Annotated in this window: 18 protein-coding genes; 8 read left to right on the plus strand and 10 right to left on the minus strand. The window is 61.5% G+C overall.

Features of this window, described 5'->3' with window-relative positions; all coding sequences use genetic code 11:
- The 5 genes from CWE01_RS03700 to CWE01_RS03720 all read right to left on the minus strand — a co-directional run bounded on the left by CWE01_RS03700 (position 1) and on the right by CWE01_RS03720 (position 6966).
- Positions 1-1191: a glycosyltransferase gene (locus CWE01_RS03700; protein ID WP_100939155.1), complete on the minus strand. Its 1191-nt coding sequence runs from the start codon at positions 1189-1191 to the stop codon at positions 1-3.
- Positions 1191-3185 (minus strand): exopolysaccharide transport family protein, encoded by a 1995-nt coding sequence (locus CWE01_RS03705; protein ID WP_100939156.1) that lies wholly within the window; start codon positions 3183-3185, stop codon positions 1191-1193. Before CWE01_RS03705 ends, CWE01_RS03700 begins: the two co-directional genes overlap by 1 nt.
- A gap of 18 nt (positions 3186-3203) precedes the next feature.
- Complete coding sequence (locus CWE01_RS03710) at positions 3204-3986, minus strand: polysaccharide biosynthesis/export family protein (protein WP_100939157.1); 783 nt, start codon at positions 3984-3986, stop codon at positions 3204-3206.
- An 85-nt stretch (positions 3987-4071) separates the two neighbouring features.
- Positions 4072-5529, minus strand: coding sequence for a mannose-1-phosphate guanylyltransferase/mannose-6-phosphate isomerase (locus tag CWE01_RS03715; RefSeq protein ID WP_100939158.1), 1458 nt, complete (start codon positions 5527-5529; stop codon positions 4072-4074).
- Positions 5530-6966, minus strand: coding sequence for an undecaprenyl-phosphate glucose phosphotransferase (locus CWE01_RS03720; RefSeq protein WP_100939159.1), 1437 nt, complete (start codon positions 6964-6966; stop codon positions 5530-5532).
- A 400-nt stretch (positions 6967-7366) separates the two neighbouring features.
- On the opposite strand from CWE01_RS03720, the gene yegS reads away from it, so the two are divergent.
- Positions 7367-8266, plus strand: a complete 900-nt coding sequence (gene yegS / locus CWE01_RS03725; protein ID WP_100939160.1) for a lipid kinase YegS — start codon at positions 7367-7369, stop codon at positions 8264-8266.
- Here the strand turns inward: yegS and CWE01_RS03730 are convergent.
- The 3 genes from CWE01_RS03730 to CWE01_RS03740 form a co-directional block, all read right to left on the minus strand.
- Positions 8250-8912, minus strand: coding sequence for a response regulator transcription factor (locus CWE01_RS03730; RefSeq protein WP_100939161.1), 663 nt, complete (start codon positions 8910-8912; stop codon positions 8250-8252). The two genes, yegS and CWE01_RS03730, sit on opposite strands and share 17 nt — an antisense overlap.
- Positions 8909-9799 carry a sensor histidine kinase gene (locus CWE01_RS03735; protein ID WP_100939162.1) on the minus strand — a complete coding sequence of 297 codons (891 nt, stop codon included), beginning with the start codon at positions 9797-9799 and terminating at the stop codon, positions 8909-8911. The genes CWE01_RS03730 and CWE01_RS03735 overlap by 4 nt, the downstream gene beginning before the upstream one ends.
- 467 nt (positions 9800-10266) lie before the next feature.
- On the minus strand, positions 10267-10731 hold the full coding sequence (locus tag CWE01_RS03740; protein ID WP_100939163.1) for an Hpt domain-containing protein: 465 nt from the start codon (positions 10729-10731) through the stop codon (positions 10267-10269).
- 565 nt (positions 10732-11296) lie between these two features.
- Here CWE01_RS03740 and CWE01_RS03745 point away from each other — a divergent pair.
- Entirely contained in the window at positions 11297-12226 is a 930-nt protein-coding gene (locus CWE01_RS03745) for a chemotaxis protein CheV (protein WP_100939164.1), read from the plus strand.
- 49 nt (positions 12227-12275) lie between these two features.
- A complete protein-coding gene (locus CWE01_RS03750; RefSeq protein WP_100939165.1) occupies positions 12276-13082 on the plus strand; it encodes an MOSC domain-containing protein in 807 nt (268 codons plus the stop codon).
- Between the two features lie 128 nt (positions 13083-13210).
- Here the strand turns inward: CWE01_RS03750 and CWE01_RS03755 are convergent, their stop codons facing one another.
- Entirely contained in the window at positions 13211-15139 is a 1929-nt protein-coding gene (locus CWE01_RS03755; protein ID WP_100939166.1) for a transglycosylase SLT domain-containing protein, read from the minus strand.
- A gap of 215 nt (positions 15140-15354) precedes the next feature.
- Here CWE01_RS03755 and CWE01_RS03760 point away from each other — a divergent pair, with 215 nt between their 5' ends.
- Positions 15355-17271: an ATP-binding cassette domain-containing protein gene (locus CWE01_RS03760; protein ID WP_100939167.1), complete on the plus strand. Its 1917-nt coding sequence runs from the start codon at positions 15355-15357 to the stop codon at positions 17269-17271.
- A 72-nt stretch (positions 17272-17343) separates the two neighbouring features.
- Here CWE01_RS03760 and CWE01_RS03765 read toward each other — a convergent pair whose 3' ends face one another.
- The gene (locus CWE01_RS03765; RefSeq protein ID WP_100939168.1) at positions 17344-17787 is read right to left on the minus strand and encodes a universal stress protein; all 444 of its coding nucleotides are present in this window, start codon (positions 17785-17787) and stop codon (positions 17344-17346) included.
- Between the two features lie 103 nt (positions 17788-17890).
- Here CWE01_RS03765 and CWE01_RS03770 point away from each other — a divergent pair, with 103 nt between their 5' ends.
- The 4 genes from CWE01_RS03770 (at position 17891) to CWE01_RS03790 (ending at position 22355) form a co-directional block, all read left to right on the plus strand.
- Complete coding sequence (locus tag CWE01_RS03770) at positions 17891-18328, plus strand: hypothetical protein (RefSeq protein WP_100939169.1); 438 nt, start codon at positions 17891-17893, stop codon at positions 18326-18328.
- Between the two features lie 352 nt (positions 18329-18680).
- Positions 18681-20828 carry a fatty acid oxidation complex subunit alpha FadB gene (fadB, locus tag CWE01_RS03780; RefSeq protein WP_100939171.1) on the plus strand — a complete coding sequence of 716 codons (2148 nt, stop codon included), beginning with the start codon at positions 18681-18683 and terminating at the stop codon, positions 20826-20828.
- A gap of 29 nt (positions 20829-20857) precedes the next feature.
- Positions 20858-22033: an acetyl-CoA C-acyltransferase FadA gene (gene fadA, locus CWE01_RS03785; protein ID WP_100939172.1), complete on the plus strand. Its 1176-nt coding sequence runs from the start codon at positions 20858-20860 to the stop codon at positions 22031-22033.
- A gap of 85 nt (positions 22034-22118) precedes the next feature.
- Positions 22119-22355, plus strand: coding sequence for a DUF1653 domain-containing protein (locus CWE01_RS03790; protein ID WP_100939173.1), 237 nt, complete (start codon positions 22119-22121; stop codon positions 22353-22355).
- The last annotated feature ends 15 nt before the right edge of the window (positions 22356-22370 follow it).

Genomic DNA, 22370 nt, shown 5'->3' on the forward strand with positions numbered 1-22370 from the left:
TTACGCCACATCTTCATGTCCTCCGCAGGCCGCTTGGAACAGTTGCAGGAAGCGCTCGGCGGTGTGGCTCCAGACCCGCTGCTGGCCGACCACGCTGGCCTGTCCGGCCCAGCTGATTGCCAGTTCCGGTGTGGCACACAGGCGGCTCAGTTCCGCCGCCAGGGCCGTAACATTGCCCTGGGGGAAAATCACTCCATTGCCATGGGCCACTTCCTCGGCAAACGAGCGCGCATCCGAGGTGATGGCGCCGCGCCCGCAGGCGACGGCCCAGGACAGCGCGCCGCTGGTACCACGCAGGCTGCCCAGCAGTTTGAGTTTGCTCGACTCGCGGTACGGCAGCACCATCACATGGTGGGCCTGGATCACCGTGGGGATATCCGCGGCCGGCAGGTCCAGTTGCCAGTCGATGCTGTCTTGCAGGCCGAGGTTCTGGATCAACTGGCGCAGTTGATCGAGGTAGCTGCCTGAGGGGCCGAAGGCCATCTCCGGCTCACTGCCCCCGGCCAGGGTCAGGCGCACGCGGGTACGCAACCCCGGTTGCCGGGTGAAGGTGAGAGCCAGGGCGTCGAGCAGGTCTTCGATGCCCTTGCCCCGGTAGATGAAGCCGAAATACAGCAGCCGCAGCGGCTCCAGCGCGGGCAGGGGCTTTGTCGCGATGGCCAGGTTGCCGTGGGGAATCACCGCCATCTGTTCGTTGCGCAACCCCATGCGCTGGCGCAGGCAATGGCCGCCCAAATGGGTGAGTGTCACCAGGCGGGTCAGGCTGCGGGCCAGTTGCCGCTCTTCGTACAGGCACAGCGGATCGGCCAGCACCGTGGCCATCTGTGGCAGCGGTGACGGCAGCCGTGCCACCAGCGAGAGCGGCCAGGGCAAGCGCTCGCGGCGCCAGACCAGGCGTTCGGGGTCATGCAGGGTGGCGGTCAGCGGTAGCCTCGGGAAGCGTTCGCGCAGGGCCTTCAACGCGTGGAACTCGGCCAGGCGCCCGCCACCGATTTCGGCGTGGACCAGATCGATGCCTTCCCACGACGCTTGCGCGACAAGCTCCCTGGCCCGTTGCGGGTCGTTGCCCAGTCCCGCGAGGGGCGTGCTGACACGCACCCCGAGGTTTTCCAGTGCCGTCTTCAGGTGCCCAGCGTAGTCGGCGATGCCATTCTGTTCCGGTGGCAGGGGCGCTATCAGGGCGATATGCATCAGGCATGGCTCCGGATACGAGCCAGGGTATTGAGTACGCGGTCGGGGATCTCGAAGCGCCGCCGATTGAGGATGATGCCGTCGACGCGCTTGAACGCGGTATTGAGTGTCGACAGGGCATTTTCCAGGATCGGTACGGTGGTGCTTTCCGCTTCGATGATCAACGCGATCAGGTCGGCCTGGCGCAGGGTCACGAAGGCTTCCTGGTTGGAGAAGAAGGCGCTGGCATTGAGCAGCAGGATTTCCCCTGGGTGCGCCGGGCCGTGGTTGTCGACGCGGACCCGATGACCGCGCTCCTGCAGCAGGTTGGCCAGGTGCTCGATGACAAAACTGACCCCCTCGCCACGCCGGGCCGAGGTCAGGCCGATGGCCAGGCCCTGTTCGGCGACCTGCTCCAGTGGCAAGACCCCATAGAGCCGGTACATGCTGGCGGTGAACGCGGTGCGGCGCTGGAGGCTGCCGTTGCTGATGTCTTGCAGGCTGGTCCAGATCTTGACGCCGAAGCGTGACTCGATCTTGTCGCCGTCATGGATGCGCTGGTCCAGCAGATAGAAGAAATACAGGGCCAGCAGGCCGACCCCCAGGCTCAGCGGAATCGCCAGTAACAGCATGGTCAGGCTTTTCGGGAAGACCCGGCTTTCGTTGAGGGTGGCTTGTTCGATCACCGCGATGTTGCTGATCTGGCTCTTGTCCAGTTCACGGTCGATCCGCGCTTTCTCGGTGCTGGTGCTGTACAGGGCGAAGTTCTTTTCCGCGGCATCGAGTTCACGTTGCAGGCGGGCCATTTCCGGCTCCAGGGCCAGGGCCTGACGGCGGTCCTGCTCCAACTGGTTGAGCTGGGTTTCTTGCTGGCTGGCCTGGGTCTGCAGACGGCTGAGGCTGGCCTGCTGGTCGGCGAAGCTGTTCTGCAGGCGGGTGTAGACCGGATTCGGCGCCAGGTTATCCGTGCGCTGCACCACCGCGTTCTGCGACTTGAGCAGGTCTTCCAGGTTGGCAATCGCCTTGTCCATGGCCTTCACTGGCGGTGCGCCTTCCTTGAAGGTGCGGAGCATTTCCTGGCGCTCGATCTGCTTGGCATTGATCCGCTGTTGCAGGTCCTGGCGGTCCGGGTTGATGCTCATCTGCCGACCGATACTGATTTCTTTCTTCATGCTGTCGAGCTGGGATTTGATCCGATCCAGCCCGCTCTTGGTCGAGGCCACCGCGCGGGTGGTGTTCAGGTGCTCGCCACGCAGGTTGTTGAGGTTGCGCGAGATATCGTTCAGGCGCTCGCCGATGCTCACCGCCCCCAGTTCGTTGAGGTGGGCTTCGATCTGCTTCTTGTAGTCGAGGATGCGTTTGGTGGTCGCGGTGCTTTCGCCTTCGTAGAAGGTGTACAGGCTCTTGCGCCCGAGGGTACGGGTGCGTTCCTGTTCATACTGCTCGATCCAGCTCTTGACGATGGTCTGGGCCACCTGCGGATCGTTCCAGGTAAAGCTGATTTCCATCACCGAGGAGCCCGCGGCGTGGGTCACGCTGAAGTTCTTCGTCAACTGGTCGGTGAGGCGTTCGACCGGTGTCTGCTTCTCCACCAGGCCGAGCAGTTGCAGCAGGCCACGGCCGACCTCCAGCAGGCCCTGGACCGTGCTCTTGACCAGGGTCTTGAGGGTGGCGATAAAGCCTTCCTGGGGCGGTACCCGAGACAGCTCGTCGAGGTATTGCTCAGCCACCAGCCGGGCGATCGGGCGTCCGGTGAGGATGCGTTCCTCATCGATGATCGGGTCGCGCTGGGCGCTGGGGATGATGGTCGCCTGGCGATCGGAAATCTCGATCGGCAAGGTGCTGGTATCCCGCCCCGGCTTGACCAGCAGCAGGGCCGTGGACTCGTAGCGGTTGGGCAACAGGAAGGCACCCAGCAGGATGACCACGAAGGTGACCAGCACGGTGATTTTCACTTCGCGCTTGAAGATGAAGAATAGGCGCAACAAATCTCGGAAGGAGCGGATATTGATCATGTCTGTTGTCCTTAACGATCAGTTGCCAGTGCTGGTGGAGTTGTTCAAGTTGTAGTTCGCGCCGATGCCGATCGATTTCTGGAACGGAATCAATTGGTTCAGATACAGGTCGACCCACTCGATGCCGTTACCCACATGGGACTTGGGCACGAACACCACGTCGCCGCGTTGCAGCAGCACCGGCGCACGGTTGCTGGCGCCGGCGAGCATGGTGTCGCGATAGTCGAAGAAGTAGGTCTTGTAGCGGCCGTCGTCGTCCTGGCGCAGCAGGGCGATATTGCGGCTGTCGCCCACCGGCAGCAGGCCGCCGGCACCGATCAGCGCTTGTTCCAGGGTGGTGACGGTGGTCACCGGCAGGCTGGCCGGGTTACGCACCGAGCCACCGACGAACACGGTGTTGCTCGGTGCCTGGGAGATATTCACCGTCAGGGCCGAATCCTGGTAGACGTTCTTCAGCTTGTCTTCGAGGAACAGGGTCAGCTGTTGCGGCGTCAGGCCGGCAGCCTTGACGTTGCCGACGTAGGGGTAGGAAAAGCTGCCGTCGTTCATCACGATGAACAGCGTCAGTTCGTAGATCGAGTTGGCGGTAAAGGCTGAAATGGACGGCGCTTCGCCGGTATTGCGCACGATCCGCAAGGTGTCGCCGGCACGGATGCGCTGGTCCGGCAGCGGCTTGCCGGCCAGGGAGTCGCCGGCCTTGTGACCTTCGCGCAGGACGTCGCTATCGGGCAATGCCACCTTGGCCGGAATGCTGCACGCGCTGATTAATAAAACACTGAGGATCAGCAGGAGTTTGTTCATTGATCAGTCTTCCCTTTATGCATGGTTACCCCCCCTGACGGACCTGGGGTCCGTGCATGCGGGCGCTCCTACTGTTTCAGGTGTTTCAGGTCTTGCTGGTTTCGACGGGAACCCGTCCATAAATGTCGGTGAAACGCACGATGTCGTCTTCGCCGAGGTATTCGCCGCTCTGCACTTCGATCATCACCAGGTCGATCACCCCCGGGTTGACCAGCCGGTGTTGTTTGCCCGGCTTGATAAAGGTCGACTCATTGGTATCGAGCATGAATTCGTTGTCGCCGTTGGTAACCCGTGCCATGCCGCTGACCACGATCCAGTGTTCGCTGCGGTGGTGGTGCATCTGCAGCGACAGCGAGGCGTTGGGCTTGACCACGATGCGCTTGATCTTGAAGCGCTTGCCTTCCTCGAGCACGGTGTAGGTGCCCCATGGACGGGTCACGGTCCGGTGCAGGCGGTAGGCGTCGTGGCCCTGGCGCTTGAGTTCCTGGGCGATCAGCTTGACGTCCTGGCTGCGCTTGCCGTCGGCGATCAGCAGGGCATCCGGGGTGTCGATGATGATCAGGTCATTGAGCCCGACACCGCCCACCAGGCGCTTGGGCGAATCGATGTAGCAGTTGCTGACGTCATGCAGCACGGTCTCGCCGTTGCACTGGTTACCCTGGGCATCGGCCGGTGTCAGTTCACGCACCGCCTGCCACGAGCCGATATCGCTCCAGCCGAGCTGGCAGGGCACCACCGCGACTTTGCGCGAGCGCTCCATCAGCGCGTAGTCGATGGAAATGTCCGGCGCCCGGGCCAGGCTCTTGCCATCCAGTTCCAGTTGAAGTTCCTGGCTGCCTTCGCGGCTGTGACTCAGGGCCAGGCACTCGGTCATGGCGTCGAGGACATCCGGGGCGTGTTCGCGCAGTTCGCGCAGCACGGCGTCGGCCCGCAGGCAGAACATGCCGGCGTTCCACAGGTGCCGGCCGCCATCGAGGTATTGCTGCGCCGTCTTCGCATCGGGTTTCTCGACGAAGCGCGCGACCTGGAACGCCTCGTCGCCCAGGGCCTGGCCTTTCTCGATATAGCCGAAGCCGGTCTCGGGTTGGGTCGGCACCAGGCCGAAGGTCACCAGCCAGCCTTGCTCGGCCAGGAGTCGAGCACTGCCGACCGCCCTGGCGAAGGCGTCCAGGTCCTTGATCAGGTGATCGGCCGGCAACACCAGCAGTTGCGCGTCGTCGCCGTAGAGCCTGGCCACATGCAAGGCCGCGGCGGCGATGGCCGGGGCGGTATTGCGGCCAAAGGGTTCGAGGATGAAATCCAGTGCCGCGTCGCCCTGGTTCAACAGGCGGTAGTCATCCAGCGTGCGGAAGAACACCTCGCGGTTGGTCACCGTCAGGACCCGCCGCACATCGGCCAGTCCGGCGGCCCGGCGGAAGGTCTTCTGCAACAGGCTTTCGCCATCGGGCAGGCGCATGAAGGGTTTCGGCATGGCCTCGCGGGAGACCGGCCACAGACGGGTGCCGGCGCCACCGGCGATGATGCAGGGAATGAGTGCGCCCATTCAGAAAGCCTCGCGGGTCATGAGCACTGCCGGGACAGTGCGAAACAGAATGTAGAGGTCGAACCAGATCGACCAGTTTTCGATGTACTCCAGATCGAACTCGACACGTTTTTCGATTTTTTCCAGTGTGTCGGTTTCGCCGCGGTAGCCATTGATCTGGGCGAGTCCGGTGATGCCTGGCTTGACCCGGTGGCGCGAGGTGTACTCCTTGACCGCTTCCTCGAACAGGATGCCTGCCGCCTTGGTGGCCGTGGCGTGGGGGCGCGGGCCGACCATCGACATGCTGCCGATGAAGACATTGAACAGTTGCGGCAGCTCATCGAGGCTGGTCTTGCGGATAAAACGTCCGACCCGGGTGATCCGTGGATCGCCGCGAGTGGTTTGTGTTTCGGCGTTGGCATCGCTCTGGTGCTGGTGCATCGAGCGGAACTTGAAGACTTCGATCAGGCGGTTGTTGTAGCCGTAGCGCTTCTGGCGGAACAGCACCGGGCCCGGCGAGTCGATTTTGATCGCGAGGGCCGTCAGCAGCATGATCGGCGACAAGAGGATCAGCGCGAGGCTCGACAGGACCATGTCTTCCAGGCGCTTGAACATCGGTGACCAGCCGCGCAGGGGCACTTCCGAGGCGTTGAACATCGGCAGGTTGGCGACTTCGGTGATGCGGTTGTGGGCATGCCGGAAGGCAACCATGTCCGGCACCAGCAGCACGTTGACCGGCAGGCGGCGCAGCTCGCGGATGATGTAGTCCATGCGGTTTTCCGCCGACCAGGGCAGGGCGACCAGGACCTGGGTGACTTTTTCTTCGCGGATCAGGCGTTCCAGGTCGCTGGAGTTGCCCAGCAGCGGCAGGTTGACCAGGGTCTTGGGCAGGCGGCCGATGCGGTCGTCGATAAAACCGATGACACCGGAACGGATGTCCTGATGTTGGGCCAGGTATTCGGCCAGGCGCTGGCCGTTTTCGGTGGCGCCGAGGATGACCGCGTGCTGCAGGAAAAAACCCCGTTGCATCAGTTGCTGGAACAGTGTCAGCAGGACCAGGCGCTCTATACCGAAAAGTACCAGGCTTGAAATAAACCAGACAAACAATTCGGTATTGGTCAGGAAGTTGAACAGTGACAAGCCATGGTGCATGAACAGCAGCAGGCAGAACGCCGATGACCAGGCGAAGAGTGTGAGCTGGAAACGCAGCAGGTTGCTGAAGATGGTCTCTGCATATACCCCAAGTGCCTGGAAGATCAGCACGCTGATGAAACCGAAGAACAGCAGCAGGGTGAGATAGCTCTTGATGACTGTGGGGTCTTGCTCGCCCAGGTACACCAGCAGCATCAGGCCGGGCAGCATCGCGGTCAGGCCGTGGACCAGGCGGATGCCGAACAGGAAGTACTCGACCATACTAGGTCGGGTCAGGAATAGGCTGTCAACCGGCTGCAGGCGCATAAACCCCTCCCGTCATACCATCACGAAATGGCAATTACGAAACATCGTGGCAGTTGTTTTTGTTGAAAAGCCTGGGCTTTTTACGCTAATTCCATCCGTGGAGGCCGGTCATATTGTGGGTTGAACAGTTTTAAACCAAGTGAATCTTTTGGCGTGTCGTTTTCCGACTTTTAACAGTATGCCGCTTCATGCGTCCTCTCTGGTCTGCTGGCATGGGCTTGAGTAAAGCCTATGAAACAGCAGCTTGCTAACCGAATGATAATTTGTTGTAAAAAAAATCCGACTAATTCTTTCGTATTATGACTACACGGAAGGCAGATAAATTCTACGGACCAAGGGGTTTTTTTGCTTCCCTTGCGGTCAACATCTTTCAAGCCCATTTTGAAGGGAGCGGTTGCTCATGAACGAGCGCAAGGCATTGTTGATTCTGCATGGCAAACAAGCCCTCAACGAGGCTGTGCGGGCTGCCGTCGAGGGGAAGCGGGCCGAGGGCTGGGACCTAGCGGTACGCCTGACCTGGGAGGCCGGCGACGCACGGCGCCTGGTCGGTGAAGCGCTGGCGCTGGGTTATCGGCAGGTGATTGCCGGCGGTGGTGACGGCACCTTGCGTGATATCGCCGAGGCCCTGGCCAATGCCGATGTGGATGCCAGCCTGGTGTTGCTGCCGCTGGGGACCGCCAATGACTTTGCCCGCTCGGCCGGCGTGCCGCTGGAGCCGGCCAAGGCCCTGGCGCTGCTGGAGGTCCCGGCGCGGGCGATCGACCTCGGTGGCGTCGGCGAGCAGATGTTCCTCAACATGGCCACCGGCGGCTTTGGCAGCCTGGTCACCGCCAATACCTCGGAGGACCTGAAGAAGCTGCTGGGCGGTGCTGCCTACCTGTTCACCGGTCTTAGCCGTTTCAGTGAGCTGCATGCCGCCTATGGCGAGCTGCAGGGGCCGGACTTCCATTGGAAGGGCGATCTGCTGGCGTTGGGCATCGGCAACGGCCGTCAGGCGGGAGGCGGACACCCGCTGTGTCCCGAGGCGCTGGTCGACGATGGTTTGCTCGATATCAGCATCCTGCCGGCTCCCCAGGAGATGATCGGGACCTTGCGCGAGTTGATGACCGGTGGCTGGGGTCTGGACAACCTGTTTATCCGGGCTCGCCTGCCCTGGGTCGAAATCAAGGTGTCAGAGGGGCTGTACCTCAATCTCGACGGTGAGCCCCTGCTCAGTGACAGCCTGCGCTTCGAGGTCCGTCCGGCGGCCCTGCGGGTGCACTTGCCGGAGGGTTCGCCGCTGCTCAGTCATCGAGGCTGATGATCTGCTCACGTACGGCGAACAGCACCAGGCCGGCGACGTCGAAGATCTGCAGCCGCTTCATGATCTGCGAGCGGTGGGTTTCCACGGTCTTGATGCTCAGGCCCAGGCCATTGGCGATTTCCCGGGTCGACTTGCCGCGCACGATCAGTCGCAGGATCTCCAACTGGCGCCCGGTCAGGTTGTGATTGACCGCTCGTTCGGCCGGCAGGTGGCGCTGGACCTGGGTCAGGGCCTGGTTGATCACCGTATGGGCGATGGCCGGGCTCAGGTAGCGCTCGTTGCTGCGCAGGGCATCGAGGGCCTGGGCCAGTTCGGTGGCGGTGGTGTCCTTGAGCAGGTAGCCGTGGGCGCCGATTTCCAGGGCCTGCATGATCAACTGCGGATCGGTGTGCATCGACAGGATCAGCACCTTGCTCTGGGGGCGCACCGCCTTGAGCTTGCGCAGGGCATCCAGGCCACCGGTTTCGCGCATGGACAGGTCGAGCAGGATGATGTCCGGGTTCAGCCGCTCCACGGCGTCGAGCAATTGCGCGCCGTCGCTGGCCTCGCCGATCACGGCGTAACCCGGGATATCCAGTACCAGGGCGCGAACACCGGCCCGGATCAGTGAGTGGTCATCCACCAGAAGTAGGGTGCAGGTCATGGAGCCTTATTCTTGCTGGCGCGTTCCAGGGCGCGTGGTGCCCAGGGCAGCAGTGCTTCGATCTGCGTACCTTTGCCGGGTCCGCTGGTGACTGTCAATGTTCCGCCGGCCTGTTCGACACGCTCGACCATGCCGGCCATGCCACGCTGGCCTGCCTCGCCGGGATTGAGTTGCGGCGAAAAGCCCTGGCCGTCATCGGCGATGTGCAGGGACAAACCTTCCGGCAGGCGCTTGATGCGCACCAGCAGGTTACGTGCCTGGGCATGGCGCAGCATGTTGGTGACGGCTTCCTGGGTCACGCGGAAGGCGGTCACCGCCATCTCCTCGGGGATGCCGGTCAGCCGCTGGTGGCATTCGAGGCTCCAGAGCACGCTGGTGTTTTCCAGGGTCTTGAGCAAATGCGCGCGCAGGCTGGCTTCCAGGCCAAGGCTGGTCAACTGGCGGGGATTGAGAATGGCTGAAACGTCGCGAACCTTGGCCAGGGTTTCGTCGAGGGTATTGCCCAGGGTTTCGCAGTGACTTTGCAGGTCGTCGGGCAAGCGCCGCTGCAACCACTGGGTCTGGAGCTTGGCCGCGGTGAGCAACTGGCCGATGTCATCATGCAATTCACGGCTGAGGCGATGCCGCTCGTTCTCCTGCACCTGGAGCAGGCGATCGGCCAGTTCCTGCGGCTGGAACTGGATGGAGGTGCCGGCGTCGCGGTGCTGGAGCCAGACGCCGGCCAGGGCGGTCAGGTTGAGGATCAACAATCCTGCCGGGAAGCGGGCGCAAGTGCTGTAGACAAGCAGGCTGGCAATGGCCGAACTGATGCATAGCACGACGGTCAGCCGGCGGGCATTTTTTCGAGAGGGGAGCCAAGGCTTGAATGACTTGAGGCTGGCGTACATAGCGTATGGAGCCGATGAATGTTCGCTACGGGTAGACCGTCAGGACAACCGACAGGCCAAGTTTGAAAAACGGGTACGGTTTAATGTGTGCGTTCGGAGTGAAACAGTGTCAGGGTGAGAAACTTTGCGCAATGATGTCATTTTGATATCTGTTAGTAAAATTACTAAGCTGTACAAGTACATATGCGAATAAACGGCATGGTAGCACGCCATCCGGGGGTGGTCGCTTTCGGCTGATATATGTCCAAGTGGTCAACTTTTTTCGTGCGTTTGTTCCATGAAGTGCTGTTAAGCCCGCTTACTCTAACTGAAGTCCGAAGGCTGTTCCGGCGCTTTATCGCGTAGACGCTAGTTATTCTTTTTGCATTAAAAACCCATGACCTGAAACCCGAAAGTTCGAGGGGAGTTGTTATTGTCGTTTTTGGGTATGAAGAGGGCGGATCGAAGGCGTGAGGATGGCGAACGGTTCAAGCCGATCGTTCAGGAAAGGTGATCAGGGTGAAGGTCTTGGGCCCGGTGATCGCGGAGCCGTATTGGCCGGTCTGGATGGCGAGCGCGGTGATCAGTTCGGACTCTTCCTCGTCGTCCAGGCCCAGTTGACCGGTACGCGGGTCGATCAGTTCGACTTGCCAGGCCAGCAGCGTCAGGCAGTTGCGCAAGGCCAGCAAGGCGTCTTCGTGCAGGTTGAGCGGGTCCTGGGGCTGGCTCAGGAGGGCGTGGATCTGCCGCGAGAACCGGGCCGTCGAACGTACGCCCAGGCTTTGCGCGCAACTGGCCAGGGTGTGCAACGAGGCGAGGAGGCAGTCAATGGCGTCCTTGTCGTTGCGGATCAGTTCCAGGTGCTGGCAGCACTCCTGCATCTTCGTTTGCAGGGCCTGGGCCTCGACGAGGAACTCCGGCAAGCTGGCTTGCCGTTCTTTACCGTTCAGCATGCTTTATCTCCTTGAATGCATAGGCAGGCGATAGAAGGTCGCACGGGGCGAACGGTTTTAAAGTTAATGCCGACAGGCCGTGTGTGTCTGTAGTCTGTTTCTGATTGTTTCGAATTACGGCTATTGCATTTTGTTCTCAGGTGCAGGTTGGCGGGCACCCGAAAGCCCCGCGGGCAGGCTCGCAGAAATTCAGCGGAAGCGGCGGTCCAGAGGGCTTGAGCACGATCAGTGAACGTGTTCACCGGGCTGTCTGGCCGGGGTCCTGCAGTCGAAAGCAAAAGCCTGACTCCATTCATGCAATGAGAATGGCGTCACATTAATGGCTATTGGATATCGCGAATATCAGGTTGGGCCTGATTGTCACTAGGGGATTCCCCTAGTATGGGGAACTATAGCTGAAATTTGCGGTCGCGCAGGGCGACGGAGGGGGGGTGAACTGAGTAAAGCATGATGTTAATGTGACATCAATGCTTTTGACCGGTATTTGGTCGGAGGGTCAAGCTCCGATGTTCTCCGCCGATAACCTATTCAATGTCACTTTCAGCAGCAAGCCCAGGAGTCATTAATGGCCGGCATTCTCGACACAGTAGATCAACGTACGCAACTGGTGGGTGAGAACCGGCTGGAAATTCTCATGTTTCGCCTGGCGGGGCGCCAGCTGTTCGCAATCAACGTGTTCAAGGTTCAGGAAGTACTGCAACTGCCCAAGTTGACCTTGATGCCCCAGCGCCATCCGTTTGTCTGCGGTGTGGTCAACCTGCGTGGCCAGACGTTGCCGGTGATCGATCTGTCCCAGGCGATCGGCATGCGTCCGCTGGTGCCGGGGCCTGACAGCACTATCATCGTCACCGAGTACAACCGTTCGGTGCAGGCGTTCCTGGTCGGTGGCGTGGACCGCATCGTCAACATGAACTGGGAAGCCATCCTGCCGCCGCCGACCAGCGCCGGTCGCCAGCATTACCTGACTGCCATCAGCAAGGTGGACGACCAGTTGGTGGAAATCATCGACGTGGAAAAGGTCCTGGCCGAGATCGTGCCGTACAACGCCAAGGTGTCCCGTGAAAAGCTCGAAGATCCGGTTATGGAGCAGGCCCGTGGCCGCGAAGTGCTGCTGGTCGATGACTCGAACGTGGCGCTGTCCCAGTTGCGCGATACCCTCGGGCAACTGGGGGTGAAAATGCATATCGCCAGTGATGGCTTGAAGGCCTTGAACATGCTCAAGGGCTGGGCGGATGGTGGTGCGGTGATGACCGACAAGCTGCTGATGGTCTTCACCGACGCGGAAATGCCGGAAATGGACGGTTACCGCCTGACCACCGAAATTCGCAACGACCCTCGCCTGCGCGGGCTGTATGTGGTCCTGCACACCTCGTTGTCCGGTAGCTTCAACGATGCCATGGTGAAGAAGGTCGGTTGCGACAACTTCCTCTCCAAGTTCCAGCCGGACAAGCTGGTGGACGTGGTGCGCCAGCGCTTGATGCTGGATAACGCCTGACCGACGGCTCCTGCAGTAGAATCACGGTTTTACTTGTCGGGAGCTGGACATGTTGCGTCTGAGCGCGCTGTATCGATATCCGTTGAAGTCCGCCCGCGGCGAGGCCCTGCGCCAGAGTCCACTGGATGAGCTGGGCCTGGCCGGGGATCGGCGCTGGATGCTGGTGGACGAGGCCAGCGGGCGCTTTCTGACCCAGCGCGCGGTAGGCAAGATGAGCCAGTTATCGGCCCTGTGGAATGTCGCCGGGGGCCTGACCCTGAGTGCCCCCGGTCATTCGCCGCTGGACGTGGCCTTGCCCGGCAAGGACGACACCTTGCGTGGCGTGACCATCTGGAGCGACACCTTGCGCGTGCCGGATGCCGGCGATGAGGCGGCGGCCTGGCTGAGCGGGTTTATCGGCAAGCCGACTCGCCTGGTGCATGTGCCGTTGGAGCGCGCCCGCCTGACCGAGGCCGGTTACGGCAAGGAAGAGGATCGGGTGGCGTTTGCCGATGGTTTCCCCCTGCTGCTGATCGGCCAGGCTTCGCTGGATGACCTGTCGCGGAAGGTCGGGCGTGAGCTGGAGATGCTGCGCTTTCGGCCAAACCTGGTGATCGAGGGCAGCGATGCCTTTGCCGAAGACGGCTGGAAGCGCATTCGGATCGGCGATGTCGAGTTTCGGCTGGTGAAGCCCTGTTCCCGCTGCATCCTGACCACCCTCGACCCGCAGACCGGGGAGCGCAGCGCCGACCGCGAGCCGTTGACGACCCTCAAGACTTATCGCGAGCAGGATGGCGACGTGATGTTCGGACAGAACCTGGTCAATGATGGTCAGGGTGTTCTGGAAGTCGGGATGCCGGTGACCGTACTCGAATAGCAGGATTTCACCGTCTTGACCTTATAACGCGGTCACTGTGGGGGCCGGCTTGCCGGCGATGAGGCCCTGGAGTCTTGCATTGATCTCGCGGACGCCATCGCCGGCAAGCCGGCACCTACAAAAAACCATTATTGGTCGTCGAAATACTGTTCGTTCCAATCCACCAACGGCTGCGGCACGTTGAGTTTCTGGCCGTAGATCACCGCATACGACAATACGTTCTGCACGTACTGACGGGTTTCGTCGAACGGAATGCTTTCCACCCACACATCGAAGCCCAGGTGATTGGCGCCCTTGAGCCACTGCCTGACGCGGCCGGGGCCGGCGTTGTAGGCCGCCGTCGCAAGCACGCGGTTGCCGTTGAACTGGCCGTGCACCTGGCTCAGGTAGGCCGCGCCCAGCTGGACGTTCTTGTCCGGGTCCAGCACCTGCTGCGGCGAGGCGAGCGGAATGCTGAACTTGCGTGCGGTTTCCTTGGCGGTCCCCGGCATCAATTGCATCAGCCCGCTGGCTCCCACGCCTGAACGGGCGTCGTCCATGAAGGCGCTTTCCTGGCGGGTAATGGCGAACACCCAGCTCGAGTGCAGTCCGCGGATCTTGGCTTCACGCACCAGGGTGTCGCGATGGGCCATGGGGAAGCGGATATCCAGGTCATCCCAGTATTGCGCCTGGCTGATGGTGCGGATGGCCGGGAAATACCATTTCAGGTCATAGGCCAGCTTGGCCTGGGCGACCATTTCATCACGGCTGAACAGGCGGCTGACGTGGTACCACTCGCGGCGCCCGTCGACCACCTGGCCGCGGTCATGCAGCTCCAGGGCGCGGCGTATGCCGGGGGTATTGCGGACCTTGTTGATCAACTGCTGGCTGAGGACCAGTGGTCGGTTGGTCAACTGATAGGGGGTTTGCGAGCGATCGGCGGCGAGGAAACCGTAGAAGTCCCGTTCGCGGGCGACGGCCTTGAACAGCACCTGCGCCTGCGGGTTCTGGGGTTGTGCCAGTTCCAGGCTGCGGGCCTGCCAGTAGCGCCAGCGGTTGGTGGTTGCCAGCTCCGGCGGCAGGCGGCGGGTCAACTGGTAGGCGTCTTCCCAGCGGCCCAGGCGCAACAGCAGGCGCAGGCGCCATTCGGTCACGGTGTTGTCCCGCAGTTCCGGGTCGTACTGGGTCATGATGTCCAGTGCGCGGCTGTCATAGCTGCGGGCCAGGGTCAGGCCGATTTCGCGGGCGATCGCAACCTTTTCGTCACGGGAGAAGTGCATGCTCACGGCATAAGTGTCGAGCAGCGGCATGGCCTTGTCCGGGTCCTGGCGTGCCAGACGGCGCAGGCCGAGGCCGACCACGTCGGACATGGCCTCGTCCGCCGGGGTGAAGCGCGAAGTCTGGCTCAGCAGATCCGGCCGCTGGGCCACGTCGATCATCAGTCGACCCTGAGCGGCGAGGGTGGTCAGGCCGCTGACGAGGCTGTTGGCCAGGCTGTAGTTGCGCGCCTCGGCCGCCATCTTCAGGCGCTGCCAGCGTTTCTGTTCGGTCAGTTGGCCGTCAGCGGCCCAACTGCTGAACAGGGCGTCGCAGGCGCTCGGCTGGGTCTTGCCGGTCATCCAGAGTTTTTCCGCCGTGGCATAACCTTCGGCGCGCAGGTTGTGGCTGAGCTGGTACTGGCCGTTGAGGCAGTCCAGTTCGGTGAAGTTCAGCTTGGGGTCGTAGTACTTGGCGAAGGGCTGCCAGTCGCCGCGATCGGCCAGCCAGCGCAACCAGCGCAGTTTCATCCAGTTGGCCTGGGGCAGGTCGCCGTGCTCGGCAAGGAATTGCTCGATCTCGGCATTGCTCGCGGTTTTCAGGCGGGCGGTCAGCTCGTCGTAGGCCAGGTAGGGCTCCAGCGGGTAGTCCCGCAGGGCGTCCTGGTAACGGAAATAGGGGCCTGAGTCACCCTTGGCGAGGGCGCGCTTGGCTTCATCGTAAAACTGGCGTTGTTGGGAGAGGTCGACAGCCTGGGCGGTTTGGATGGCGCAGGCGGAAAGAAGCAGACACGATAAAAAGTTGAAAAGACGGCTGCGCATGGGAATTCCGAAACAAAAAAACCTGACAAGCGTCGCGTCAATGCGGCGCTGATTGCCGGGTAGCTTAGCCTTTTGCCGGCTACGGGCGAAAGTTTTGCGGCCCGCTGTACGTAACTTGATACCAATTGTCATCTTGAACCGAGGTGCCGATAAAATTGCCGGCCGCCTCCTGGCTCAAGTCAGGTAGAATGCGCGCCCGGTTTTTGGAGAAGCTCATGACCCTGCTCAAATTCAGCGATGTGTCCCTTGCCTTCGGCGCCATGCCGTTGTTGGACAAGGTGTCGTGGCAGATCGCCCGTGGTGAGCGGGTGTGCATCATCGGCCGCAACGGCACAGGCAAGTCCAGTATGTTGAAGCTGGTCAAGGGCGTGCAAAAGCCCGATGACGGCTCCGTCTGGCGTGCGCCCGGCCTCAAGATCGGCGAGTTGCCGCAAGAATTGCCGCTGGCCGACGACCGCACCGTGTTCGATGTGGTTGCCGAAGGCCTGGACGGGGTTGGCGAGCTGCTCGCGCAGTACCACCACCTGAGCCAGAACATCGTCACCGATGCCGACCTGGACAAGCTCATGCATGTCCAGCACGACCTCGAAGCCCGCGATGGCTGGCGCTTGCAGACCCTGGTCGACAGCACCCTGAGCCGCCTGCAACTGCCGGCCGACAAGACCCTCGCCGAGTTGTCCGGCGGCTGGCGCCGGCGCGTCCTGCTGGCCCAGGCACTGGTTTCGGAACCGGACCTGCTGCTGCTCGACGAACCGACCAACCACCTGGACATCGGTGCGATCGCCTGGCTGGAAGAAGCCCTGAAGGATTTCCAGGGCGCGGTGCTGTTTATCACCCACGACCGTTCCTTCCTGCAGAACCTGGCCACCCGCATCCTCGAACTGGATCGCGGCGGCCTGATCGACTGGAACGGCGACTACGCCAGCTTCCTGGTGCACAAGGAAGCCACGCTGGCCGCCGAGGAAACCGCCAACGCGCTGTTCGACAAGCGCCTGGCCCAGGAAGAAGTCTGGATCCGCCAGGGCATCAAGGCCCGCCGCACCCGTAACGAAGGCCGCGTGCGCGCCTTGAAAGCCCTGCGCGTGGAGCGTAGCGAGCGTCGCGAGCGCACCGGCAAGGCGAACATCCTGCTCGATACCGCCGACAAGTCCGGCAAGCAGGTCATGGTGCTGGAAAACGTCAGCTTCGCGCACCCGGGCGGTCCGTTCCTGATCAAGGACTTCTCCATGGTCCTGCAACGTGGCGACCGGATCGGCCTGCTCGGGGCCAACGGTACCGGCAAGACCACCTTGCTCAAGCTGATGCTCAATGGCCTGCAACCGACCAGCGGCAAGGTGGAAGAGGGGACGCGGATCGACGTGGCCTACTTCGACCAGTTGCGCCATCAGCTGGACCTGGAAAAGACCGTGATCGACAACGTTGCCGAAGGTCGCGACTTTATCGACATCGACGGCCAGAGCCGCCACGTGCTGAGTTATCTGGGCGACTTCCTGTTCAGCCCGCAGCGCGCCCGTACCCCGGTGAAAGCCCTGTCCGGTGGTGAGCGCGCGCGCCTGCTGCTGGCCAAGCTGTTCAGCAAGCCGTCCAACCTGCTGGTACTCGACGAACCGACCAACGACCTCGATGTGGAAACCCTCGAGTTGCTGGAAGAAGTGCTGCTGACGTTCAGCGGCACCGTGCTGATGGTCAGCCACGACCGGGCCTTCCTCGACAACGTGGTCACCAGCACCCTGGTCTTCGAAGGCGAGGGCAAGGTGCGCGAGTACGTCGGTGGTTACCAGGACTGGCTGCGCCAGGGCGGTTCGCCGCGTTTGCTCGGTGTGACCGAGAACAAGTCCGGCAAGGCCGAGCTCAATTCCGCGGTAGTGGCGGCGACGCCAGCACCGGCGACGGCCGTCGAACAGCCGGTGGCGAAGAAAAAGCTCAGCTACAAATTGCAGCGTGAGCTGGAAGCGTTGCCGGGCGAGATCGAAGCCAAGGAACAGCAGATTGCCGCCGTTGAAGCCGAAATGGCGGAGTCGGGGTTCTATCAGCGTCCGGCGGCGGAGACTGCTGCGGTCATCGCCAAACTGGAAAAACTCCAGGCCGAGCTGGAAGTGATGGTGGAACGCTGGGCTGAGCTGGACGCCTGAGCGATCCCTGGGTAACGAAAAGCCCGGCCCCATTTGCGTGGGTGCCGGGCTTTTTATTGGCGCCGCCGATCTTCAGGTCGGGCGTTTGACCAGGTGTACCGCCAGCACATCGCAGGGCGCGCCGTGCAATACGTCATTGGCGGTGGAGCCCAGCAGTAGCGCCAAACCGTGGCGGCCGTGGCTGCCGACCACGATCAGGTCGCAATGCTGTTCCTTGGCCAGGTGGTGGATTTCCTGGCGCGGCTGGCCGTAGGTCAGGTGACAATTGTCCCGTGAGACCTCCGGGTACTTGACGATCAGGCGATCGAGGCGCTCCTTGGCCTGGTCGAATTGCTGTTGCTGCAACTGCGAAAGGTCCATGGGCACGTCGCCACCGAAGGCCATGGCCATGGGTTCGACGATATGCACCAGGGACAGCTTGGCTTGGCTGCTGACCGACAGTTCGCGTGCGCGCTTGATGACCGGGTCGCATTCTTCTGTCAGGTCGACAGCTACCAGAATGTGTTCGTAGCTCATGAAAGGCACTCCTGAGGATCGCATTAGCTTTAAGTATGGCTGGTTTCAAGCGGATTGGTTCAGCGGCGAACCCATCGCTCATCAAGAATCGAGAGAGTTAGATATGACGGTATGGATAGTGGTGTCAATCCTTGCGCTGGTATTGAGCCCTTTGGCCTGGTTGCGTCCTTCGCGCCGCCAGAGCGGGATGATGGCCGTGCGCATGGAAGCGCGGCGCATCGGCCTGGGCATGCAACTGGCGCCCCAGGAGTGGCCGCACTGGCTGCCCCATGAGCCGCCGAGCCCCTGTGCGCAATATCATCGACCACGCTTGCGCGCCGACAGCCCTTGTTGGTGCTACTGGCAAACCGCCCCCGGAGTCTGGGCCAACCAATGGCGCGAAACCCTGACCGACGACAAGCTGCTGGTGCATTTGCGGACGTTGCCGGACAACGTCTACAAGATCGAGGCGGACAAGCAGATGATCGCCGTCTATTGGGGCGAGCGTGGTGATGCCCAGGCCTTGCCGGCCATTGCGGCGGTCCTCAAGGCCCTGGCCTGACGCAGGGCGGGATCGGCCGCTCGCCGCTACACTATTGAATCGCTGAATGGGCGGCCATAACCCCTGGCACCCAAGCGCTTTCACGCCCGGAATATGACCGGGAAGTCGTTTTTTTCGCAACGTTTTCCGCAATTGACAATTGCCGCGAATTCCGTGAAGGTGTCCACACCCAAATCAAACGGGCGTATGAATTGAGCGTTTGTCTGATCAGACGGCTCCAAACAGAATCCCGACTATCGCGTTGGCGGGTGTGCCTGGCGGCTTGGCGTAGCATCGACGGTAACGTCCATGCCGTACCATCCGCCCGCGTCCGACGTGTACTGTTCAGCTTCCATATCGTGGAGATCAGTTGATGATTTACGAAGGTAAAGCCATCACGGTTAAGGCTCTTGAAAGTGGCATCGTCGAACTGAAGTTCGACCTCAAGGGTGAGTCCGTCAACAAGTTCAACCGTCTAACCCTGGGCGAATTGCGCCAGGCCGTGGACACCCTCAAGGCTGATGCGTCCGTCAAGGGCGTTATCGTCAGCAGCGGCAAGGACGTGTTTATCGTCGGCGCCGACATCACCGAATTTGTCGACAACTTCAAGTTGCCGGATGCCGAGTTGGTCGCTGCCAACCTCGAAGCCAACAAGATTTTCAGCGATTTCGAAGACCTGGCCGTGCCGACTGTCGCCGCGATCAATGGCATCGCCCTGGGTGGCGGTCTGGAAATGTGCCTGGCCGCGGACTTCCGCGTCATGTCCAGCAGCGCCAAGATCGGCCTGCCGGAAGTCAAGCTGGGCATCTACCCGGGCTTTGGCGGTACCGTCCGTCTGCCGCGCCTGATCGGTGCGGACAACGCCATCGAGTGGATTGCCGCCGGTAAAGAGAACCGTGCCGAAGACGCCCTGAAAGTTGGCGCCGTCGATGCCGTGGTCGCTCCGGAAAAACTCCAGGAAGCCGCTCTGGAACTGCTCAAGCGCGCCATCTCCGGCGAGCTCGATCACAAGGCCAAGCGCCAGCCGAAGCTGGACAAGCTCAAGCTCAACGCCATCGAGCAGATGATGGCCTTCGAAACCGCCAAGGGTTTTGTTGCCGGTCAAGCCGGTCCGAACTACCCGGCCCCGGTCGAAGCCATCAAGACCATCCAGAAAGCCGCCAACTTCGGTCGCGACAAGGCCCTGGAAATCGAAGCCGCCGGCTTCGTGAAACTGGCCAAGACCTCGGCTGCGCAAAGCCTGATCGGTCTGTTCCTGAACGACCAGGAATTGAAGAAAAAGGCCAAGGCCTACGACGAAATCGCCAAGGACGTGAAACAGGCCGCCGTGTTGGGAGCCGGTATCATGGGGGGCGGTATCGCTTATCAGTCGGCGTCCAAAGGCACGCCGATCCTGATGAAGGACATCAACGAGCACGGCATCGAGCAGGGTCTGGCGGAAGCCGCGAAACTGCTGGTCGGTCGCGTTGATAAAGGTCGCATGACCGCGGCGAAGATGGCTGAAGTGCTCAACGGCATTCGTCCGACCCTGTCCTACGGTGACTTCGGTCATGTCGACCTGGTGGTCGAGGCGGTCGTCGAGAACCCTAAAGTCAAGCAAGCGGTACTGGCGGAAGTGGAAGCCCAGGTCAAGGAAGATGCCATCCTGGCCTCCAACACCTCGACCATTTCCATCAGCCTGCTGGCCAAGGCCCTCAAGCGTCCGGAAAACTTCGTCGGCATGCACTTCTTCAACCCGGTGCACATGATGCCGCTGGTGGAAGTGATCCGTGGCGAGAAGTCCAGCGAAGAAGCGGTCGCCACCACCGTGGCCTACGCCAAGAAAATGGGCAAGAACCCGATCGTGGTCAATGACTGCCCGGGCTTCCTGGTCAACCGTATCCTGTTCCCGTACTTCGGCGGCTTCGCCAAACTGGTCAGCGCCGGTGTGGACTTCGTCCGTATCGACAAGATCATGGAGAAGTTCGGCTGGCCGATGGGCCCGGCCTACCTGATGGACGTGGTCGGCATCGACACTGGCCACCACGGTCGTGACGTAATGGCTGAAGGGTTCCCGGACCGTATGAAGGACGATCGCCGTTCGGCGGTGGATGCCCTCTACGAAGCCAAGCGCCTGGGCCAGAAGAACGGCAAGGGCTTCTACGCCTACGAGACCGACAAGCGCGGCAAGCAGAAGAAAGTCGCTGATTCGTCGGTGCTGGAAGTGCTCAAGCCGATCATCTACGAGCAGCGTGAAGTGACCGACGAGGACATCATCAACTGGTTGATGGTCCCGCTGTGCCTGGAAACCGTGCGTTGCCTGGAAGACGGGATTGTCGAAACCGCCGCCGAAGCCGACATGGGTCTGGTCTACGGTATTGGTTTCCCTCCCTTCCGTGGCGGTGCGTTGCGCTACATCGACTCCATCGGTGTCGCCGAATTCGTTGCCCTGGCCGATCAGTACGCCGACCTGGGCGCGCTGTACCACCCGACCGCGAAGCTGCGTGAAATGGCCAAGACTGGCCAGCGGTTCTTCGGTTAAGCGCCCACACTAGAGCGAGAGTGAACGATATGAGCTTGAATCCTAGAGACGTCGTGATTGTCGACTTCGGTCGTACTCCGATGGGCCGCTCCAAGGGCGGCATGCACCGCAACACCCGCGCCGAGGACATGTCGGCGCACCTGATCAGCAAACTGCTGGAACGCAACGTCAAGGTCGACCCGAACGAAGTCGAGGACGTGATCTGGGGCTGTGTGAACCAGACCCTGGAGCAGGGCTGGAACATCGCCCGCATGGCGTCGCTGATGACCCAGATCCCGCACACCGCTGCCGGCCAGACCGTCAGCCGCCTGTGTGGCTCGTCCATGAGCGCGCTGCACACCGCCGCCCAGGCGATCATGACTGGCAACGGTGACGTCTTCGTCGTCGGCGGCGTCGAGCATATGGGCCACGTCGGCATGATGCACGGTGTCGATCCGAACCCGCACATGTCGCTGTACGCGGCGAAAGCCTCGGGCATGATGGGCCTGACTGCGGAAATGCTCGGCAAGATGCACGGCATCACCCGCGAGCAGCAGGACGCCTTTGGCGTGCGTTCCCACCAACTGGCCTACAAGGCCACCGTGGAAGGCAAGTTCAAGGACGAGATCATCCCGATGCAGGGTTATGACGAGAACGGCTTCCTGAAGGTTTTCGACTACGACGAAACCATTCGTCCGGAAACCACCCTGGAAAGCCTGGCGGCCCTGAAGCCGGCGTTCAACCCCAAGGGCGGCACCGTGACGGCGGGGACTTCCTCGCAGATCACCGACGGCGCCTCGTGCATGATCGTGATGTCGGCCCAGCGTGCCCAGGACCTGGGGATCCAGCCTTTGGCGGTGATCCGTTCCATGGCCGTGGCGGGTGTGGACCCGGCGATCATGGGCTATGGTCCGGTACCGGCGACCCAGAAAGCCCTCAAGCGTGCGGGCCTGGCGATCTCCGATATCGACTTCTTCGAGCTCAACGAAGCCTTCGCCGCACAGGCCCTGCCGGTGCTCAAGGATTTGAAAGTGCTCGACAAGATGAACGAGAAGGTTAACCTGCACGGCGGCGCCATTGCCTTGGGTCACCCATTCGGTTGTTCCGGTGCGCGGATCTCCGGCACTTTGCTCAACGTGATGAAGCAGAATGGCGGTACCCTCGGGGTGGCCACCATGTGCATTGGTCTCGGCCAAGGCATCACCACCGTCTTCGAACGCGTCTAAGCGTCTCGTAGAAGGAAGCCGGGGCCTGGTGCCCCGGCTTTTGTTTTTCCGAATTTTTTTATTTTTATTTGTAAGGAGCCGATACATGAAATTGGAACCCGGGCTCTATCAGCATTACAAGGGACCGCAGTACCGTGTTTTCAACGTTGCGCGGCACTCCGAGACCGACGAAGAACTGGTGTTCTACCAAGCCCTGTATGGCGATTACGGCTTTTGGGTACGTCCCTTGAGCATGTTCCTGGAGTCGGTCGAGGTTGACGGCGAACAGGTCCCGCGCTTTGCTTTGGTGCAAGCTGAACCGAGCCTTTTTTCAAGGCCTTGAGGGGAGGTCGCGCAG

The sequence above is a fragment of the Pseudomonas sp. QS1027 genome, from assembly GCF_002814235.1.
Classification (GTDB): Bacteria; Pseudomonadota; Gammaproteobacteria; order Pseudomonadales; family Pseudomonadaceae; genus Aquipseudomonas.

Excerpts from the sequence above, each read along its gene's own strand:
- CWE01_RS03700 (WP_100939155.1), bottom strand. The coding sequence starts at position 1,191 with ATGCATATCGCCCTGATAGCGCCCCTGCCACCGGAACAGAATGGCATC.
- CWE01_RS03705 (WP_100939156.1), bottom strand. The coding sequence starts at position 3,185 with ATGATCAATATCCGCTCCTTCCGAGATTTGTTGCGCCTATTCTTCATC.
- CWE01_RS03710 (WP_100939157.1), bottom strand. The coding sequence starts at position 3,986 with ATGAACAAACTCCTGCTGATCCTCAGTGTTTTATTAATCAGCGCGTGC.
- CWE01_RS03715 (WP_100939158.1), bottom strand. The coding sequence starts at position 5,529 with ATGGGCGCACTCATTCCCTGCATCATCGCCGGTGGCGCCGGCACCCGT.
- CWE01_RS03720 (WP_100939159.1), bottom strand. The coding sequence starts at position 6,966 with ATGCGCCTGCAGCCGGTTGACAGCCTATTCCTGACCCGACCTAGTATG.
- yegS (WP_100939160.1), top strand. The coding sequence starts at position 7,367 with ATGAACGAGCGCAAGGCATTGTTGATTCTGCATGGCAAACAAGCCCTC.
- CWE01_RS03730 (WP_100939161.1), bottom strand. The coding sequence starts at position 8,912 with ATGACCTGCACCCTACTTCTGGTGGATGACCACTCACTGATCCGGGCC.
- CWE01_RS03735 (WP_100939162.1), bottom strand. The coding sequence starts at position 9,799 with ATGTACGCCAGCCTCAAGTCATTCAAGCCTTGGCTCCCCTCTCGAAAA.
- CWE01_RS03740 (WP_100939163.1), bottom strand. The coding sequence starts at position 10,731 with ATGCTGAACGGTAAAGAACGGCAAGCCAGCTTGCCGGAGTTCCTCGTC.
- CWE01_RS03745 (WP_100939164.1), top strand. The coding sequence starts at position 11,297 with ATGGCCGGCATTCTCGACACAGTAGATCAACGTACGCAACTGGTGGGT.
- CWE01_RS03750 (WP_100939165.1), top strand. The coding sequence starts at position 12,276 with ATGTTGCGTCTGAGCGCGCTGTATCGATATCCGTTGAAGTCCGCCCGC.
- CWE01_RS03755 (WP_100939166.1), bottom strand. The coding sequence starts at position 15,139 with ATGCGCAGCCGTCTTTTCAACTTTTTATCGTGTCTGCTTCTTTCCGCC.
- CWE01_RS03760 (WP_100939167.1), top strand. The coding sequence starts at position 15,355 with ATGACCCTGCTCAAATTCAGCGATGTGTCCCTTGCCTTCGGCGCCATG.
- CWE01_RS03765 (WP_100939168.1), bottom strand. The coding sequence starts at position 17,787 with ATGAGCTACGAACACATTCTGGTAGCTGTCGACCTGACAGAAGAATGC.
- CWE01_RS03770 (WP_100939169.1), top strand. The coding sequence starts at position 17,891 with ATGACGGTATGGATAGTGGTGTCAATCCTTGCGCTGGTATTGAGCCCT.
- fadB (WP_100939171.1), top strand. The coding sequence starts at position 18,681 with ATGATTTACGAAGGTAAAGCCATCACGGTTAAGGCTCTTGAAAGTGGC.
- fadA (WP_100939172.1), top strand. The coding sequence starts at position 20,858 with ATGAGCTTGAATCCTAGAGACGTCGTGATTGTCGACTTCGGTCGTACT.
- CWE01_RS03790 (WP_100939173.1), top strand. The coding sequence starts at position 22,119 with ATGAAATTGGAACCCGGGCTCTATCAGCATTACAAGGGACCGCAGTAC.